General features: G+C 69.8%; 15 protein-coding genes. 7 read left to right on the plus strand and 8 right to left on the minus strand.

The features are described 5' to 3' along the window. The first annotated feature begins 9 nt into the window (after nucleotides 1-9). From SYV04_RS17535 to SYV04_RS17560, 6 genes are read left to right on the plus strand one after another with little or no spacing between them, the layout of a single operon-like run. Complete coding sequence (locus SYV04_RS17535; protein ID WP_321546950.1) at nucleotides 10-438, plus strand: CBS domain-containing protein; 429 nt, start codon at nucleotides 10-12, stop codon at nucleotides 436-438. A 57-nt stretch (nucleotides 439-495) separates the two neighbouring features. Further along, nucleotides 496-1,848, plus strand: a complete 1,353-nt coding sequence (locus tag SYV04_RS17540; RefSeq protein WP_321546951.1) for a universal stress protein — start codon at nucleotides 496-498, stop codon at nucleotides 1,846-1,848. Between the two features lie 3 nt (nucleotides 1,849-1,851). Further along, complete coding sequence (locus SYV04_RS17545; protein ID WP_321546952.1) at nucleotides 1,852-3,252, plus strand: SLC13 family permease; 1,401 nt, start codon at nucleotides 1,852-1,854, stop codon at nucleotides 3,250-3,252. Between the two features lie 54 nt (nucleotides 3,253-3,306). Further along, a complete protein-coding gene (locus SYV04_RS17550) occupies nucleotides 3,307-3,828 on the plus strand; it encodes a hypothetical protein (RefSeq protein ID WP_321546953.1) in 522 nt (173 codons plus the stop codon). Beyond that, nucleotides 3,818-5,221: a sigma-54-dependent transcriptional regulator gene (locus SYV04_RS17555; RefSeq protein WP_321546954.1), complete on the plus strand. Its 1,404-nt coding sequence runs from the start codon at nucleotides 3,818-3,820 to the stop codon at nucleotides 5,219-5,221. The genes SYV04_RS17550 and SYV04_RS17555 overlap by 11 nt, the downstream gene beginning before the upstream one ends. A 33-nt stretch (nucleotides 5,222-5,254) precedes the next feature. Next, on the plus strand, nucleotides 5,255-5,392 hold the full coding sequence (locus tag SYV04_RS17560; protein ID WP_321546955.1) for a hypothetical protein: 138 nt from the start codon (nucleotides 5,255-5,257) through the stop codon (nucleotides 5,390-5,392). Between the two features lie 11 nt (nucleotides 5,393-5,403). Here SYV04_RS17560 and SYV04_RS17565 read toward each other — a convergent pair whose 3' ends face one another. The 8 genes from SYV04_RS17565 to SYV04_RS17600 form a co-directional block, all read right to left on the minus strand. Then, a complete protein-coding gene (locus SYV04_RS17565) occupies nucleotides 5,404-6,258 on the minus strand; it encodes a UbiA family prenyltransferase (RefSeq protein WP_321546956.1) in 855 nt (284 codons plus the stop codon). A gap of 208 nt (nucleotides 6,259-6,466) precedes the next feature. Continuing rightward, on the minus strand, nucleotides 6,467-8,641 hold the full coding sequence (locus tag SYV04_RS17570) for a spermidine synthase (RefSeq protein WP_321546957.1): 2,175 nt from the start codon (nucleotides 8,639-8,641) through the stop codon (nucleotides 6,467-6,469). Nucleotides 8,642-8,653: 12 nt separating this feature from the next. Further along, entirely contained in the window at nucleotides 8,654-9,781 is a 1,128-nt protein-coding gene (locus tag SYV04_RS17575) for an ATP-binding protein (protein ID WP_321546958.1), read from the minus strand. Further along, complete coding sequence (locus SYV04_RS17580; RefSeq protein ID WP_321546959.1) at nucleotides 9,778-10,488, minus strand: response regulator; 711 nt, start codon at nucleotides 10,486-10,488, stop codon at nucleotides 9,778-9,780. Before SYV04_RS17580 ends, SYV04_RS17575 begins: the two co-directional genes overlap by 4 nt. 10 nt (nucleotides 10,489-10,498) lie before the next feature. Beyond that, the gene (locus SYV04_RS17585) at nucleotides 10,499-11,653 is read right to left on the minus strand and encodes a protoglobin domain-containing protein (protein WP_321546960.1); all 1,155 of its coding nucleotides are present in this window, start codon (nucleotides 11,651-11,653) and stop codon (nucleotides 10,499-10,501) included. 73 nt (nucleotides 11,654-11,726) lie between these two features. Next, nucleotides 11,727-12,560 (minus strand): hypothetical protein, encoded by an 834-nt coding sequence (locus SYV04_RS17590; RefSeq protein WP_321546961.1) that lies wholly within the window; start codon nucleotides 12,558-12,560, stop codon nucleotides 11,727-11,729. 160 nt (nucleotides 12,561-12,720) lie between these two features. Beyond that, entirely contained in the window at nucleotides 12,721-13,215 is a 495-nt protein-coding gene (locus SYV04_RS17595) for a hypothetical protein (protein WP_321546962.1), read from the minus strand. Continuing rightward, complete coding sequence (locus SYV04_RS17600) at nucleotides 13,212-16,280, minus strand: serine/threonine-protein kinase (RefSeq protein WP_321546963.1); 3,069 nt, start codon at nucleotides 16,278-16,280, stop codon at nucleotides 13,212-13,214. Before SYV04_RS17600 ends, SYV04_RS17595 begins: the two co-directional genes overlap by 4 nt. Before the next feature lie 137 nt (nucleotides 16,281-16,417). Here SYV04_RS17600 and SYV04_RS17605 point away from each other — a divergent pair, with 137 nt between their 5' ends. After that, entirely contained in the window at nucleotides 16,418-17,788 is a 1,371-nt protein-coding gene (locus SYV04_RS17605) for a sensor histidine kinase (protein WP_321546964.1), read from the plus strand. The last annotated feature ends 50 nt before the right edge of the window (nucleotides 17,789-17,838 follow it).

Below are 17,838 nucleotides of genomic sequence, written 5' to 3' on the forward strand. Positions count from 1 at the left end.
CACTTCATCATGAAGACTGTCGGCGAGTTGATGACCCGAGAGCTGGTCACGCTCAAGGAAACGCAGAACCTGGCCATCGCGGACGAGCTGCTGCGCCTCAACCGCATCCGGCACCTGCCCGTGGTCCGGGGTGGAAAGTTGGTGGGGCTCATCACCCACCGCGACCTGCTCAAGGCCACGGGCCTCAAGTGTCCGGACCCGGCCCGGCAGCCGCTGTGGGCCGCGGACATCATGAACCGCGAGGTACGCACGGTGCGTCCGGACACCCCGCTGCGCGAGGCCGTGGCGGTGATGTTGGACAACAAGTTTGGCTGCCTGCCTGTGGTGGGCGAGGAAGACGCGCTGCTGGGCATCGTCACCGAGGCGGATCTGGTGCGCTACGCGCAACAGCTCATCGCCGACCTGGACCGCCTGAGCGAGGCAGCCGAGTACGAGTAACGCGCATAGCGCCAGGCGCTCCCCCGGGCACGGGAAGGAGCATGGAAGGGAGCTCCCATGGCCATCGTCTTCGGAACGGACTTCTCGGAGCAGGCGACTGTCGCGGCCTATGCCGCGGCGGCCCTCGCCCATCGCGGGGGCGAGGCGCTCCACCTGGCGCACGTGCTGGACTTTGGGAGCGCGGGTCGCTCATCCGCCACGGAAGAGACCTTGCGCCGGGAGGCAACCTCGCGCCTGGAACAGCAGGCGGTGGAGCTGCGGCGCCGGGAAGTCCCCGTGACGACGCACCTGCTGGACGGCGCCCCGGACGAGGTGCTCATCGAGCTGGCCGCCCAGGTCCATGCCCCACTCCTGGTGCTCTCCCACCACGGGCAGCGGGCGCCGCGCTGGCGCATCGGCAGCGTGGTGGAGCGGGTGGTGCAGTCGGCACGCTGCCCGGTGCTCGTACTGCGCTCCCCTCACCCCATCGAGGCCTGGGCTCGCGGTGAGCGCTCGCTACGGGTGCTGCTCGGGCTGAACTTCTCCACGCCCTCGGATGCCGCGGTAGCGTGGGTGCGCCGGATGCGAGCGCTCGGCCCCTGCGAGGTGATCGCCGCGCACCATTACTGGGGCGCGGATGCGCACGCACGCTATGGCGTTCCCCTCCACTCGGGAGCGGAGGTAGCACCCGAGGCCGAGCAGGCCCTGCGCCGGGATCTCACGGCGCGCCTGGGCGACATGCCGGGCAGCGGCGCCGTCTGGGTACACCTGGAGCCCGGGCTGGGGCGCCCCTCGGAGGCGCTGGTCCACCTGGCGCGCAAGGAGGCGGTGGATCTGGTGGTGGTCGGTACGCACCAGCGCGCCGGAGCGAGCCGGTGGTGGCATGGCTCCGTGTCCCAGCGGGTGCTGCACGAGGCACCCACCTCCGTGCTCTGCGTGCCTACCAGCGCCGCCTCGACGCGCGCCATCCCCCACACGCGCCGGGTGCTGGCGCCCACGGATCTCTCCGAGGAGGGCTCCGAGGCCGTGCGTTACGCCTATGCCCTGGCCCCCGCCGGCGGCACGGTCCACCTGCTCCACGTGCTCCCGCTTCCCGCCGGAGCGCCCCCCATGGGGACCGGCTACGCCTTGCCCGAGCCCTCCACCGCTCAGGAGCGCAGCGATCGGGATCAGCTCACCGCGGAGCTCCGGGCCCTCATCCCCCCCGAGGCCACCGCGCGCGGCATCACCACGCGCGTGGAGCTCGTCACCGGACGCAAGGTCTCCGAGGCCATCTGCCAGGCCGCCGAACGCCTGGACTGCGATGTCATCTGTCTGGCCACGCACGGGCGCTCCGGGCTGGCGCGCACCCTGGCCGGTTCGGTGGCCCAGGAAGTGCTTCTGCGTGGCAGCCGACCGGTGTTCATCGTGCGCCCCTCGCCGAACGAGTGAGTGATGAGCCTGAGTTCCCCCCACGAGATCCACGAAGAGCCCGCCCCCCACTCCACCGCACTCCCTGACTCCCGAAAGGGCTGGGTGCGCCCTGCCCTCGCCCTGGTTGGCGTGGCTGTCAGCGTCCTGGTGGCCTGGCTGGGGGTGGACAGCCCCATCGTGGCGCGCTCCGTCCTCATCGCCGGGGTGTGCCTGACGCTCTGGCTTACCGAGCTGGTGCCTCCCTTCGTCCCCACGCTGCTGCTCCTGGGAGCAACCCCCGCGCTGCTCGGCGCACAGGGCCCGGGCTACACGCTCCCCTCGGTGCTCGGGTGGTGCGCGGATCCGGTGCTCGCCCTCTTCCTGGGAGGCTTCACCCTGGAGGTGGCCGCCTCGCGGCATGGGCTCGACGCGATGGTGGCGCAGCATGTCGTCCGGCTCGCGCGCGGCAGCCAGCGCCTGCTGATGCTGCTCGTCATCGGCGGGGTGGCCTTCCTCTCCATGTGGATGTCCAACATCGCCGCCGCGGCGATGATGCTGGCCGCCCTGCGCCCGCTGCTCCAGTCCTCTCCCGAGGGCAGTGCCCTGCGGCGCGCCCTGCTGTTGTCGGTGGCGCTCGGAGCCAACTTCGGCGGCATGGCCACGCCGGTGGGCAGCGGCCCCAACGCGATCGCCATCTCCGCGGCCAGCCCACACGCCCAGGTCACCTTCGTGAAGTGGATGGCCTTCGCCCTGCCCCTGACCGGGCTCATGCTCGCCGTCGGCTACGCGCTGCTGGTGGTGGGTTACCGGGTCCGAGGCCGATTCGAGCCGCCCACCGCCTCCGCGAAGAAGCTGACGCCCCAGGCGCACCAGGTGCTCGGCATCTTCATCGCGTGCGCCGCCCTGTGGCTCACCGAGCCTCTGCACGGCCTGCCCGCGCCCATTGTGGCCCTGGGCGCCACGGTGGCCCTCTTCGGCACGGGACTGCTGCGGCGTGAGGACCTGGGCCGGATTGATTGGTCCACCCTCATCCTCATCGCCGGCGGCATCGCCCTGGGCCGGCTCGTGGAGCGCTCGGGGGTGGTGGCCACGGCGCTGGGAGGGGTGGACTGGAGCGCCTGGCCCCAGGTGGCCCAGGTCGGCCTGCTCGTGGCGCTGGCCGCCGTGCTCTCGGCGCTCATGAGCAACACCGGAACCTCGGCGCTCCTCATCCCCATCTCCCTGCAACTCTTCCCCTCGGCCTCCATCCCCGTCCTCGTGGCGATGGGGTGCTCCTTCGGCATCCCCTTCGTCATCAGCACGCCCCCCAACGCCATGGTGGCCGGAGAGGGAGGCGTGGAATCGTCGGACATGATGCGCCTGGGGCTGCCGCTCATGGCGCTTGGCTGCCTGGTCATCACCCTCACCGGGCCCTGGGTCCTTCGCCTGTTCGGACTGCCGTGAGCCCCCTCGCACGCGGGTTGAATCCATGTCTCCTTGCTCCCTCTGGAGGTCCTTATGACGTCGATCGCCATCACTGAGTTCGAGACTCGCCTCCAATGGAAGGGGGCGCAGCGAGCGGAGAGCCGCACCGAGCAGGCCCCATCGCTGCCTCTCGGCTACATGGCCAGCGGGCAGTCATCTCTGGATTGTTGGACGCCCGAGGCGCTGCTGGTGGGCGCCGTGGAGGGACGCACCCTGCTGAGCTTCCTGGAGCGCGCCAAGACCGAGGGGCTCGAGATCCTCTTCTACCAGAGCTCCGCCATGGGCCGGCGCGTGGACAACCCGGGCGCCACCCCGCACTTCACGGACATCATCGTCCGGCCCCACGTGGCGGTCCGAAACGAGGAGGACGCGAAGCGGGCGCGGCACATCTTCGAGGAGCTGCCGCGCGGATGTTTTCCCAGCTCCATGATGCGGCTGCTGCCGCGCATCGAGCCCGTCGTGGAGATCTGGGAAGAGGCACGCGCCTCGGAGCGAGACGTCTTTGCGGCTCGCGGTATGAACACCTCTGTTACCTTGAGCAACCATGGCCGCTGAACGCATCCTGGTCGTCGATGATGAGGACAACGCCCGCCGTGCCATCGTCACCATTCTCGGTGAAGAGGGCTACGAGGTCGCCGAAGCCTCCAACGGCATGGACGCCCTCACCCGCCTGGCGGACTTCTCGCCCGCAGTGGTGCTGTCCGACGTGCGCATGCCCCAGATGGACGGGCTCACCCTGCTGAAGAAGGCGCGGGAGCAGGGCTCGGACGCCACCTTCGTGATGATGACGGCGTTCGCCAGCGTGGAGACGGCCGTGGAGGCCATGCGCGCGGGCGCCGACAACTACCTCGTCAAGCCGCTGGACGCGGACGCGGTGCTCGTCATCCTGAGCAAGGCGCTGGAGAAGCGCAGCTTGCGTCGCGAGGCGGAGTCGCTGAGGGATCAGGTGCGGGCGCGCACCCGCTTCCACAACATCATCGGCGACTCGCCCCAGCTCCAGGGCATCTACGACGTGGTGCGGCGCGCGGCGGCCACCAAGGCCACGGTGCTCATCCTCGGTGAGTCCGGCACGGGCAAGGAGCTCATCGCCCAGGCGCTGCACCAGGAGTCTCCCCGGAAGGACAAGCCCTTCATCCGCGTGCATTGCGCCGCGCTGTCCGAGAACCTGCTGGAGAGCGAGCTGTTCGGCCACGAGAAGGGCTCCTTCACGGGCGCCATGGCGCGCAAGGAGGGCCGCTTCGAGCTGGCCGACGGCGGCACGCTGTTCCTGGACGAGATCGGCGAGATCTCCCCCGCCGTGCAGGTGAAGCTGCTGCGGGTGCTACAGCAGCGCGAGTTCGAGCGCGTGGGAGGCACGCAGACGCTCAAGGTGGACGTGCGCATCGTCGCCGCCACCCACCGGGATCTGACCGCCGAGGTGAAGGCGGGCCGCTTCCGGGAAGATCTCTTCTACCGACTCAACGTCGTCTCCGTCACCCTGCCGCCCCTGCGGGACCGCAAGAGCGACATCCCCACGCTGGTGAGCCACTTCCTGGAGAAGTACAGCGAGAGCTACGGCAAGGAGGTGAAGGCGCTGGCGCCCGGCACGCTCCAAGCGCTGCTGGCGCATGACTGGCCCGGCAACGTCCGCGAGTTGGAGAACGCCATCGAGCGCGCGGTGGTACTGGCCCAGGACACCGAGCTCACCGCCGACGACCTGCCGCCGGTGCTGCGGGGGCCCCGGCCGCTCGGCTCCACCTCGAGCAACCTCATCCCCGGCGCCTCCATGGCCGCCATCGAGCGGGAGGCCATCCTGCGCACCATGGAGATGGTGCATGGCTCCACCAGCCGCGCCGCGGAGATCCTCGGCATCAGCGTGCGGAAGATCCAGTATCGACTTAAAGAATACAGTAGCGGCAAGACTACTCACGCCACCGAGGAGCATGCGGAGGACGCGGTCATCGATTAAAAGAAGAGGAAAAGGACCGAGTGAGGAGCGGGAATGTGGCTGGAGATGCTACTGGGCGTCGTGCTGATGACCGCGCTCATCATCGTGCTGGTGCCGGGGTTGTGGAGCTCGCGCCTGCAACTGCACAAGTCGGATGATGCCAAGGACAAGCGCCCCAAGTCGGGCTCTTGAGTCGACGCGTCTCAGGCCATGCCCAGGGTGAGCAGGAGCGCGAGCCCTGCCACGTACAGCTCTCCGTCGACCACGACGTCACAGAGGAAGTGCAGCGATTCACGCTGTCCGGTCTGGTTCAGGTACCACGAGGCCAGCGGAGTCCCGATGCCCAGTGCGGCGAAGGCCAGCGGCGCCAGGCCGAGCGCGGGGATGATGCCCAGGTAGAGGCCCAGCACCCCGTTGAGGACATGGAGCAGCCGCCGCGTGCGGTCCGGCCCTAGCACCACAGGCAGCGTGGGGATGCCCTTGAGCCGATCGCCATGCTCGTCCCGGATGTCGAAGACGACGGCGTTGATGAAGTAGCGCAGGAAGAGGAAGCCGCACACGAGCGCGAGCTTGCCGGGGTCCGCCACTCCCTCGGCGGGGACCGCGGCCAGCGTGAGGGTGATGGCGAAGGTGCCCGCGACCACCAGGTTCTTGGCCAGCAGGATCTCCTTGATGCGGCGAAAGCCCAGCCGGCGCACCCATGGGCGAGGCACGAAGGGGAAGCTGTAGACGAGCACCGCCGCCAGTGGCAGCAGCATGACCAGGACGCGCGCCACCCCACCCCGTGCGGCCAGCGCGATCGCACCCACGTACGCGGCGACGGCCAGCCCTAGCAACACCCGGGCATTCCGGCGGGCGAAGCGCTCGCGATCCGGGTGGTTGATGGCGTCCGTCTCGGGCTCCGCCGCGACCCGATCGAGCGTGTAGATGGAGAAGAAGACGAGGAAGACGGACAGGCACGGCTCGATCGACAGCGGCAGCCCCGCCAGCACCTGCACCATCCACGTACCGAGCGCCGCAGCGCCGGACATGAGCACGTGGGTATGAGCCAGCGCCATCAACCCACCGCGGAGGCGTGTGCCCAGCCCCAGGGAGAGGGGAAGCTTCGGAGCAAGATCTGGGACGACGGCGAGGCGGACCGCCGAGGGACGAGCTGGGGTTTGCACCAACTGGCGCGCAGGAAGGCTCATTGCTGAACACTATCTCCCGAAATGAAGTGGCTTTTGGCGCATTCTACCCAACGGGTCCTTGAAAGGACCCGGGGGTTCAGGGCTCGCCTGGCTGCTCGGTGATTTCCTGGGTTGTCTGCGTCCAGCGGCTCTTCTGAAGCAGGGGGAGAACGCTGCCCTGTTCGTCTGTCCAGGTGACAAACGGGGCTCCAGCCAGTCTCAAGCGCCTCACACTGGAGGTCGCCCGACGGAAGGTGCGGCCCCAGGAGAACTCGGCATCCGGGCTGAGGATCATCCACACACTGCGCGCCCCGTCATCCTTCGGCTCGTGGACCACGAGCGTGGCGTACATGCTGAAGGCGTGCGCGTGCGAGAGCGTGACGGGCACCAGATCCAGGTGCGCGTTGCTGATGTGCAGCGCCAGCACGCCGTGGGGCGCCAGGTGCTGGAGGTAGACAGCCACCGCTTCCTCGGTGAGCAGGTGGACGGGAATGGAGTCCGAGCTGAACACGTCCACGGCGAGCACATCGAAGCCCTGGGCCTCGCGCCGCTCCAGCTCACGCTCCAGGGAGATGCGGGCATCGCCCTCCACCACCTCGACCCGCGCGGGTGTGTCCGCCAGGTAGCTGAAGTAGCCGCCCTCACCTCGCGCCAGGGAGATGATCTTCGGGTTGATCTCATAGAAGCGCACCGAGTCCTCGGCCTCGGCGAGCGCGGCGGTGGAGCCCACCCCCAGCCCCAGCACGCCGATTCGCAGGCCCGGCGGCAGCCCCACGGCCTCACGCAGGCGCCGGTGCTCGCCGATGGCCAGCCCCAGGCCGCTCTCCGGCGTGAAGTAGGACATGGGCATGCGACGACGCGTGGGCTCGGTGTACTGCACGCCGTGGGCGATGGCGCCGTGCTTGAGCGTGAAGCGGTGCTCGGCGGGATCCTTGCGGCCCTGCTCCAGCACCTGCACCACTCCGAAGAAGTTGCGCGCTGTCAGCCGCACCTCGCGGCGGAAATCCGCCATCGCCACGCCCAGCCCCACCACCACGAAGGCCAACAGGAACATGCGCATCAGTCGCCGCAGCCGCCCCGCGCCCTCCTGGCCGAGTGGATCGCGCAGCGTCGCCACCATCGCCACCACGCAGCACACCACCAGCGCCAGCGGGTACTCCGCATAGGTGTGGAACACCCGAGGCGCGACGATGCTGACGATGATGCCTCCGAGCACTCCACCCGCGGACACCGAGAGGTAGAAGGCGCTCAGGTGGCGTGGCGCCGGACGCAGCCGGTACAGCTCGCCGTGGCACACCATGCAGCCGGCCAGCAGCGCCGCCCCATACGCGAGGAGCTGGAAGCCCAGCGGCGTGTGGGGGCCTTCGAGCACCACGCGGGTGACGCCCGCCACCGAGAGGACCAGGAGCAGGGAGAAGAAGGCGCGCGAGTAGAGCGCCTCCCGCTCGAAGGCGATGATGAAGGTGAGCAGGTAGATCGCCAGGGGCAGCACCCAGAGGAAGGGGCCCGCCGCCACGTCCTGGGAGAGCTGGTTGGTGGTGGCCAGCAGTAGCACCGAGGCACAGGCGCTCAACACCAGCCACAGCAGGGTGCGCCCCAGCCCCGGCCGCGCGCCCTCCTCCGGCTCGACGCGAACGGCCACCTCCTGCGCGGCGGGTTCCCCGGCCCGGCGCCACACGTCCCTGGCGCACACGACACACCCCACGGCGAAGAGCACGAAGCCCACGCCCCAGCCCCAGCCCTGCACGGTGCGCGGCACGTTGGGCTCGACGAGGAAGGGGTAGCTCAGCAGCGCCAGCAGCGAGCCGGCGTTGGACAGCGCATAGAGCCGGTAGGGAGAGACACCCGGCCAGGCACGTGAGAACCAGCTCTGCACCAGCGGCGCCGTGGTGGACAGCACGAAGAAGGGCAGCCCGATGGTCACCGCCAGCATCGCCAGCAGCCGACCCGTGAGCCCCTCCACTTCCGAGGGGCGCCACTCCGGTTCCGGCGTCACCGGCGAACCCGAGAGCCATGCGCGCACGGCGAGCACCCCCACCGTGAGCACCAGCAACCCCACGTGCAGCCGCACCTGGGAGCGCGGCGTCAGTCGCGTGGCGACGGCGTGGGCGTAGGCGTAGCCCGCCAGCAGCGCCGCCTGGAAGAAGAGCATGCACGCCGTCCACACCGCCGGCGTGCCGCCAAACCAGGGCAGCGCGAACTTCCCCACCAGCGGCTGGACTCCAAAGAGCAGGAAGGCGCTGGCGAAGAGGGTGAAGGCGTAACGAACCATGAGGGGGACAAGCTATCCCACACCCTGGGGCGGAGCGGGAGCCGCTTTGGGCAGGCGCAGCACGAAGCGCGCGCCGCCCCCGGGCGCATCCCCCACCACCAACGTGCCCCCGTGCTGAGTGACGATGGCATGCACGATGGAAAGCCCCAGCCCCGAGCCCTGCGCCTTCGTCGTGAAGAAGGGCTCGAAGATGCGGTCGCGGATCTCCACCGGGATTCCCGGGCCCGAGTCGTCCAACGTCACCCACACGCCCTGCTCGTCCTCACCCGCGGCCAGGCGGACCTGACCCTCGGACGGCGTGGCCTCCAGGGCGTTGAGCGCCAGGTTGATGAGCACCTGCCGCAGCCGCTCCTCCTCGCCAGGGACGCGGGAGGCGGGCACGGGCCCCACCAGTTCGAGCCGCACCCGGCGCACCTCGGCCTGACTGCCCAGCAGATCCACCACCCGGCGCAACAGCGGCTCCACCTCCACCGGCTGGGGGCGGAACTCCCGGGGCCGCGCGAACTGGAGGAAGTCTTCCAGGATGTGATCCAGCCGACGGATCTCGTCGCGCACCAGGCTCAGCGGCTCCATCAGCGGGCCCTGCTGGCTCTCTGGAAGCTTGCGCAGGCGCCGCTCCAGCACCGACAGCTGCAGCGCCGCGGCGTTGAGCGGGTTGCGAATCTCGTGGGACAGGCCCGCCGTCATCGTCCCCACCGCCGCCAGCTTCTCCGTCATCTGGGCGCGGCGCGCCAGCTCGCGCTTGTCGGCGTGCAGCCGCACCTGCCGCATGGCCTGCTCCAGCGTGAGCAGCAGATCCTGGGGCGAGCACGGCTTCATGAGGTAGGCGCAGGCACCGGCGCGCACCGCCGCGACCGCCGTCTCCAACGTGGCGAAGCCGGTGAGCAGCACCACCTCCGACTCGGGCATCCCCGACTTCAGCTCGGCAGCCAGCGAGGTGCCCTCCCCGTCCGGCAGGCGCAGATCCACCAGCGCCACGTCGAAGCCCGCGTGGGCCCGCTCCCGGGCGGCGCGGCAACTGTCCGCCACGCTCACCTGGTAGCCCGCGTCGCTCAACAACTCCTGGAGGTTGTCGAGGAAGGAGGCCGCGTTGTCATCCACCACGAGGACACGCGGGAGGCGGGCATCCGGGCGGCTCATACGCTGGCCAGCCGCGCGGCGTGAGCCTGCTCCAGCGCCTCCACGAGCGCCGCGGTGTCGAAGGGCTTGGAGAAGACGCGGTCGGTGGGCAACTCCGGGATCATCTCGGGGTAGGCGGTGATGACGAACACCGGCATGTCCGGGAAGCGGGCCTTGAGCCGACGCAGGGCCTCGCCATCGGGCCCGCCGGGCAGGCGCAGGTCCACCAGCGCGGCGAAGGGCTTCACCATGGAGAGCTGGTCGGCCTCCAGCACCGAGCGGGCCGTGGCGCAGGAGAAGCCCCGGCCGCGCAGCACCTCGGAGAGGTTGTCGCTCAGCGCTGGATCGTCCTCCACCAGCGCGATGAGCCCATCGCGGCGCGCCGTCGACAGCAGCCCCATCAGCGTCGGCACCGGCACGGGCTTGGGCAGCACGGCGAGCAGCCCCTCGCGCCGCGCCGCCTCCAGGTCGTTCTCCCCGGGGTAGGCGGTAACCACCAGCGCGGCGATGCCCGGATCCACCCGGCGGATGTGATGCACGGCCGCCGCCCCACTCATGCCCGGCATCTTCATGTCGGTGAGCAGCGCGTCGAAGCGGGTCGTCTTCGCCAGCGCCAGGGCATCGGCGCCATCCGTCACGACCGTCGCCGAGTCACCCGCGTCGCGCAGGATCTCGGCGATGTTCTCCGCGAAGGCCTGGTTGTCATCGAGCAGCAAGTAGCGTCGCATAACGGTGGATCTAGGAGTGGAGCGGCAGTCGGAGGAGAAAACGTGCGCCGGCGCTGGTCTGGGGCCGGGGGACATAGGCGATGGAGCCGCCGTGGCGCTCCAGGATACGCTTGACGAGCGGCAATCCCAGACCGATGCCACGGGCCTTGGTGGTCATCAGCGGCTCGAAGAGACGTCGACGGATGGTGTCACTCACACCCGGCCCCGAGTCCTCGAGGATCAGCTCCACCGCGTCCGGCAGGGCACGGGCCGTCAGCTCCACCGATCCCGCCTCCCCCACTGCCTGGATGGCGTTCTCCACGAGGTTGACGAAGACCTGCCGCAACTGGTTGGCGTCTCCTTGCACCAAGGGGAGCTCGGACAATCCCCGCTCGCTCAAGCTCACCCCGGGCGGTCGCTGGAGCGTCATGGTGGCGCTGAGCCAGACGTCCGCCAGCCGCACCGGCTCCGACTTCAGTGGCCGATCGCGGATCATGTCCAACAGGTCCGAGACGATGCGGTTGGCGATGGTCACCTGCTCGCCGATGCGCTCCAGGTGCTTGGCCGTGCGCTCGTCCCCGGGCTGCAGGCGCCCCTTGAGGATGAAGAGCGAGGTTTCGATGACGCCCAGCGGGTTTCGCAGCTCGTGGCCGATGGAGCCCACCAGCTGGCCGAAGGTGGACAGGCGCTCGTTGCGCGCCTGCTGGGCCAGCAGATCCTCGCGATAGGTGTGGAGCATGATGGCCAGCTCCAGATCGAGGATCTTCCCCAGGGCCCGCCGTACCGCGTTCAGCTCCGCGGGGCGCTCGCGGTAGTGGCTGTCGATGATGGCGTTGAACTCCTGCCGCAACACGTTCATCGCGCCGAACATGTAGTGCTGGGGCAGCGCGATGCGCACGTGAATGCGGCCGATGCGGCAGCGAAGCTCATAGTAGGCCTCGTCCCAGGGGCCGCGCAGCAGTTGGTCCATCCACACCTGCAAGGTGCCCTTGAGGTGGCCCACCTGGCTCTCGCCACCCTCCAGCGCCTTGCGGGCACCCTCATGCTCGAGGATGCGCGCATAGAACACCTCGGCGATGCGCGCGAAGTGCTCGCGCGTCACCGAGTGCAGGGCGAGCAGCGCCTGCGTGTCCTCGGGGCTGAAGCCCACATAGCGTTTGAGCTCCTCGAACAATGTCTCTGCCATGCAGGGGTGAGCCTAACGCCAGCCGCGCTCCGGGAAAGGGCTTTTGCCCAGGGACGTGTTGCTCGCCCGAACTTCAGCCCGCCACGGGCGACAGGCGCCAAGGGAGCTGGTCCACCCGGCACCCCAGCTGCCGGGCCAGCTCCATGAGGATGAGCTCCCGATGCACGCGCAGTTCCAGCCGGGTGCGTTGCTGGTGCTTGAGAAAGTGCAGGCCGTGAACCACCTCCAGCATGCTGGCCTCGGCCGAGGAGAGCGCCAGCAGCGCCGAGCCCAGCGCCTCCTCCGCGGTGGGCAGGAGCTGGTGCTCCACGGCGTCCAGGCGGCGCTCCACGGTGTCCAACCGCGCCAGCATCCGCTCGACCTCCGAGTTCAGGGGACCTGAGCGCCCCGTGCGAGCGAAGACGAGCCCGACCAGCGCCTCGGGCTCCAGCTTCCCGTCCGGAGACCAGGGCGGCGGCAGCTCGCCCTCCAGGAGGGCAAGCTCCGGATCCATCCGTCCCAGTTCCACGAGGAGTTCCGCGCGGGCGTCGACCAGCGCCTCGATCTCCTGTTCGGCCGCGAGTGACTCCGCCTCCAGTTGCACGCGCTCATGCGAGTAGATGATGTCCGAAGGAGTCTGAGCGGTGATGGCCAGGAGCGTCTCCAAGAAGTTGCGCACGCCCTCCTCGAGCCCACGCGCCTCGCGGTTGAAGCGCAGCCACAGTTGAATGCGCGGCTCCTCTCGGCCAGGCGCTTCGAGGAAGCGCGGCAGGCTGATGCTTCGCGCTTGGGGCTGGGCGGGAGGCGCGGGGCGCGGACGCGAGGGCTGGACCACGAGCGGCGAGCCCGGCTCCACACCCGCCGCCGGGCTGAGGGGGGCGAGCAGCAGCGTGGAGAGGAAGGTCAGCGCGGCACTGCGAGAAAACATGAGGGCTCCATCCACCGGGGGCAGGCCCTCCGGTACACCGGCTCACAGCAAGCCCCGCGCCACCGCCAGCAGCCCAGAACCCCTCCTCGACAGGGCGCAAGATTTGCGGGCGTGTCAGGTACAGCCGCAGCCCCTGCGCGTGGCGCGCAGCGCAGCGAGGTCACTTCGCGCGCTCTGCCTGCAGCGCCGCCTTCTCGTCAACGAGCTCACCAACCTTGACCACCTCGTATTGAGGAAGAGTGTCGGGGAGCGGTGGCGTCTCGCCGTACCGCCCCTCGAGCCAGAGCGCACAGCGCCTCGCGTCCCGGCCGCACTTCTGCGCGATTCGCTCGCTCAGCGGAACGCCCAGTGCCAGGTCCGTCACCCGCAGCTCGACGTCTCCGACACGCGAGCGCTTGAAGCCGTGGCCCACCTCTCCAAGCTCGATGACGACAGGCAGCCGAAGACGCTTCCCCCGGTTGGCCTCGAGCCATGCCCTGAGGCCTTCTGTGTCAGTGACCATCGGCCCCGGCTCGAATTCATAGACCGGCTCTGGATCGCCCTTGCGCATGGGGCGCTGTCCTTCGGCGGTCGCGTCGTCATTTCCCATCGCTGCGTCTCCCTTGGGTGTCGCGCAACCGCAGAGCAGCAAGACGAGCACGGCGGATCGGGTCATGGACTGCCTCCGATCCGCGCCGCCAACCACTGTGACACCTCCGCCACCTTGGAAGCGTGGCCACGGCGGCGCCATTCCTCGCGTGCGTGGGTGGCCAGCTCGAGGGCGCGGGGGCGATCCTGGCTCGACTCCCAGAGTGCCTGAGCCAGCGCGAACCGGACCTCCGTGCCCGCCTGCTCGGGCGCAAGCTTCAAGGCCCGCTCGAGCAATGGCACGGCGTCCGCGGGCCTGCCGCGCGCCAGCTGGAGCCACGCCAGGCCCGTAAGCGGTTCCACCAGCCCGGGGTGCTCTTGGGGCTGCTGTTGCAGGGCCAACGCGCGCTCCAACTGGCGTTGTGCCTCGTCATACCGCCCCAGCCCCGTAAGGGCCCGGCCCAGCAGGGTGCGCGGGATGGAGAGCACCGGGTGTTGGGGCCCCAGCGCCTTCTCCAGCACCACCAGCGCGCGCTCCAGCTGGGCCCTGGCCTCTTCATACCGGCCCAGGTCCGCGAGCACGCCCCCCAGGTTGATGAGCATGATCGCCGCATCCGGGTGCTCGGAACCGAAGGTCTTCTCCTGGAGCGTCAGCGCACGCTCGAACCGCAGCCTCGCCTCTTCATACCGGCCCATGCCTGCCAATGCGATGCCCAGGCTGACGAGCGCCTTGGAGACGTCGGGGTGCTCGGGTCCCAGCGCCTTCTCCAAGAAGGTCAGGCAGCGCTCATGCTGGACCTGGGCCTCCGCGTACGCTCCCAGGTCCAGGAGCACATTCCCCAGATGCTGGCGCAGAACCACCGTCTGGAGATGATCGGGGCCCAGTGCCTCCTCCATGAGGTTCAGGGCCCGTTCGTCCTGGACCCGGGCTTCCTCGTACTGGCCCAGCTCCTTGTACACGATGCTCAGGGTGGCCAGCGCGTGGGCCACCGTCACGTGCGTGGGCCCCACCGTGTCCTGCTGAATGACCAGGGAGCGCTCGAGCCTCTCCTTCGCCTCCGCGTACCGGCCCATCCGCCGGAGCATGTTGCCCAGATCCATGAGCGCCAGGGCCACCTGGAGGTGGCTCTTTCCAAAGAGCTTCTCTCGAAGGGACAGGACGCGCTCGTAGTGTTCGAGCGCCTGCTTGAACTGGCCCAAGTTCTCGAGCAACCGGCCGCGCACCTGGAGCGAGCTGGCGCGGGTCGCCTCGTCTCCCGCCAGCTCCACCACGGTCTCCACCATGGGTCCCAGCAGCTCGGCGTCCTTGGGACGTGCCTGGCGAACGCCCACCAGCAGCAGCCGGAGGTTCCATGCCTGCGCCGCCAGCACCGCATCCCTGCCCCGAGCCGCTTCGGAGATGGCTTGCGACACCGTGTTCTCGCTGGCTTTGTAGTCGCCCGCGCCATCTTGCAGCTGGGCTCTGAGCAGCAGCAGCCGCGCGTGCAGAGGCGCGTGGCCCACCGGCTCCACCTTGGGAAGTAGCTGCTCGCTCAGTGCCACCCCCTCCTTGTATTTGCCAGCCGCGAGCAGCACCGCCAGCGGCTCTACCTGGGCCTGCAGTGCCTCGACCCTTGCGCGCACCTGGGGATCCTCGGGAGGCGGCACCGCTGCCGTGAGCGCCTGGGCATCCGCGCAGTACTCCAGCGGCGGCAGCGCCTGCGCCACCGGCACCGCCTTATCCACCAGCTCTGGATCCGGTCCACGCCCCATCAGCTCGGTGAGGGCTTGGAGCTGGCTGCGCCGCCGCTCCAGGCAGGCCTCCCGCAACAGCCCCAGGCTCTGTCCCTGCGGTGCCGCCACCGCGTGCGCGGCCGCCACCTGGCACACCTCCACCCGCTGCTTCACCCAGGCCTGGGCGTATCCATCCAGCAGCCGCTCCACGCGCTGCGCCGTGTCCTTCGCATACGGCAGCCCCGTGGCCTCCATCGCCCGGGTGACACGGAGCTTCACGGGCGCGTCCCATACACCTTCCAGGCGGCGCTCCAGGCTCTCGCAGCCGGGGCCCTGCCGTCCCCAGGTCCAGACCGCCACCCCCGCGCACAGCGCCACGGCCGCCGCCAGTCCCCCCATCCGCAGCCAGGTGCGGCGCCGCAGCTCGGGATCGTCTTCCAGCTGCCGCAACACCTGCTCCAAGGAGCCGGGCCGCTGCAGCGGATCGGAGTGCAGTCCCTGCAACACCGCGCGAGAGACCCAGGCGGGCACCTGCGAGTCCGAGGGGGGAACCGGCGACCGGCCCTCCTTGAAGAGGAGGATCGAGGCCATCGAGTCCATGGGAAAGGGGACTCGCCCATAGAGCGCCTCGTAGAGCGAGGCGCAGAAGGCATACACATCACTGCGCACGTTCGCTGTCTGGCCTTGGAGCAACTCTGGAGCCATGTACGCGGGCGTCCCCAGCACGGCGCCCGGCAAAGTGAGCGACGCCTCCAGGGCCGAGGCGGAGAGAGCGGTGACGGGCTGCGAGGCGTCGCTCGGCTCGGCTCCGGCCCGTGCCAGGCCAAAGTCCGTGACGCGCACCCTGCCGTCCTCACCGACCAGGATATTGTCGGGCTTGAAGTCGCGGTGGATGAGGCCCGCGGCATGCGCGGCCACCAGCCCGCGCCCCGCGTCCAGATAGGCTTTGACGACCTCCCGCCAGGGCCGCGGCGGGGTGTGCTGGCACCAGCTCCGAAGCGTCTGTCCCTTGACGTACTCCATGGCGATGAAGACGGAGCCATCCTCCAAGGTCCCCGCGTCATAGACAGCCACCACGTGGGGGTGGTTGAGGCGGGCCATGCTCTGCGCCTCCCGCACCATGCGGACCTGGGCCAACCCATCGCCGCCGCGACTGGCCTCGCGCGAATGCACCCGCTTCAGCGCCACGCGCCGATCCAGCCGTGCGTCATAGGCGGCCAGCACCACGCCCATGCCGCCCTGCCCCAAGACGTCCAACACGGTGTAGCGGCCCGCCAGGGCCTGCCCGGGAGCAAAGCGAGAGCCCTCCGCCCAGGAGGCAGAGAGCGGGGGCGAGGCGGGGGGCGCGCCCGCGGCAGGGGCAGGGCTTGCCCGCGGGCTGATGACAGTGCTGGCTTCCCCGAGGGCCGACGTGCTCTCTTCCTGCTTGGGCTCACTCATCCGCGCGGCTCCTCACGTGATCCGCGAATGGGGCGCAGCCCATCCACAACTCCGCGTGCCAGTCCATGCAACCAAGAGCGCACTAGATGGGATGCCGGGAGCGATGGCAACAAGGGGGCGGAAAGCCGCCGCGGAGCGTGGGCATACGTGCCCTGGGCGTCCTGCTGGTGTTGCTGATGACCACCCCGCTCGTGGCCGCCGAGCGGGTGAAGACGGTGCTCCCCGGGGAGGAACCGCGGCACACGGCCCTGGCCGCCAGCGCGTCCACTCCGGACAGCCGGATGGGCCTCCGCGAGCCTGAGCTCTGGGCGCGCTACCGCTGGGGAGTGATCGCGGTGCTGGCGGCAGGTGTGCTCCAGGCGGCGCTCATCGTCGTGCTGTTGATGGAGCGGCGGCGGCGCATGGGCGCCCAGCGGCTGAACCTGGCCGTGCTGGACTCGCTCCCGGGCGCGGTGGCCATCCTGGACGCGAGCGGAGCCGTGCTACGCGCCAGCGCCCCCTCGGCCCAGCGTGAGGGGCTGGGCGCGCTGTCCACCCAGCGGCTCCTCTTCCCGGGCCGCTCCTACCTGCAGGCACTCCAGAAGCTCGCGCACGCGGGGGAGCAGGAGACAGCGGAGGTGGCCACGCTGCTGGAGGACATCCTCTCGGGCCGGGTGGATGAGGGCATGGTGGAGTTCCGAGGTCCCCGGGCGGACACCTGGTTCGAGCTGCGCGCCCGGCGGCTGGAGTTGCCGGGCGGCGGCGCGGTGGTCACGGTGGTGGACGCAACGCCGCGCAGGCGCGCCGAGTTGGAGGCCCGCCGGGCCCGGGACGAGCGAGCCCACCTGGAGAGGGTGGCCGCGGTGGGCGAGCTGGGGGCCTCCATCGCCCATGAGCTGAACCAGCCCCTCTCAGCCATTGTCACCAACGCCGAGACGGCACAGCGGCTGCTCCAGCGTACGCCGGCCGACCACCCCCTGCTGCGCGAGCTGCTTCAGGACCTCATCGCCGATGGCACGCGAGCGGGAGAGATCATCCGCCGCACACGGGCGCTGCTCAAGAAGGACGAGGTGCCCTTTGCCTCCCTGGACCTCAACGCGCTGGTACGGCAGGTGGCCCAGATGGTCGGCAACGATGTGCAGCTCCGGGGCGCCACCCTCACGCTGCGCCTGGGGGACGGCCCCCTGTCCGTGCGGGGCGATGGAGTTCAGCTGCAGCAGGTGCTGCTCAACCTGATCATCAACGCGCTGGATGCGGTGAGCTCGTGCGAGCCCGAGGAGCGGCAGGTGCGGGTGCGCACCCAGCGAATGGAGGGACGCGTGGAGCTGGTGGTGGAGGACACGGGCGTGGGCTTGAGCCCGGAGGTGCAAGCGCGCCTCTTCGAGCCATTCTTCACCACCAAGCCGGCGGGACTCGGCATGGGCCTGTCTATCAGCCGTTCCATCCTCGAGCTGCATCAGGGCCGGCTTCAGGCGGAGCCTCGGCCAGGTCGCGGCACCCTGTTCCGGTGTTCACTGCCCGCGGCCTGAAGAGGGCCTTTCTGTGCCTGTCGCCCTCGCCCTGGGTGCGCACCCACACC

Origin of the sequence: Hyalangium ruber, assembly GCF_034259325.1 — a bacterium.
GTDB lineage: Bacteria > Myxococcota > Myxococcia > Myxococcales > Myxococcaceae > Hyalangium_A > Hyalangium_A rubrum.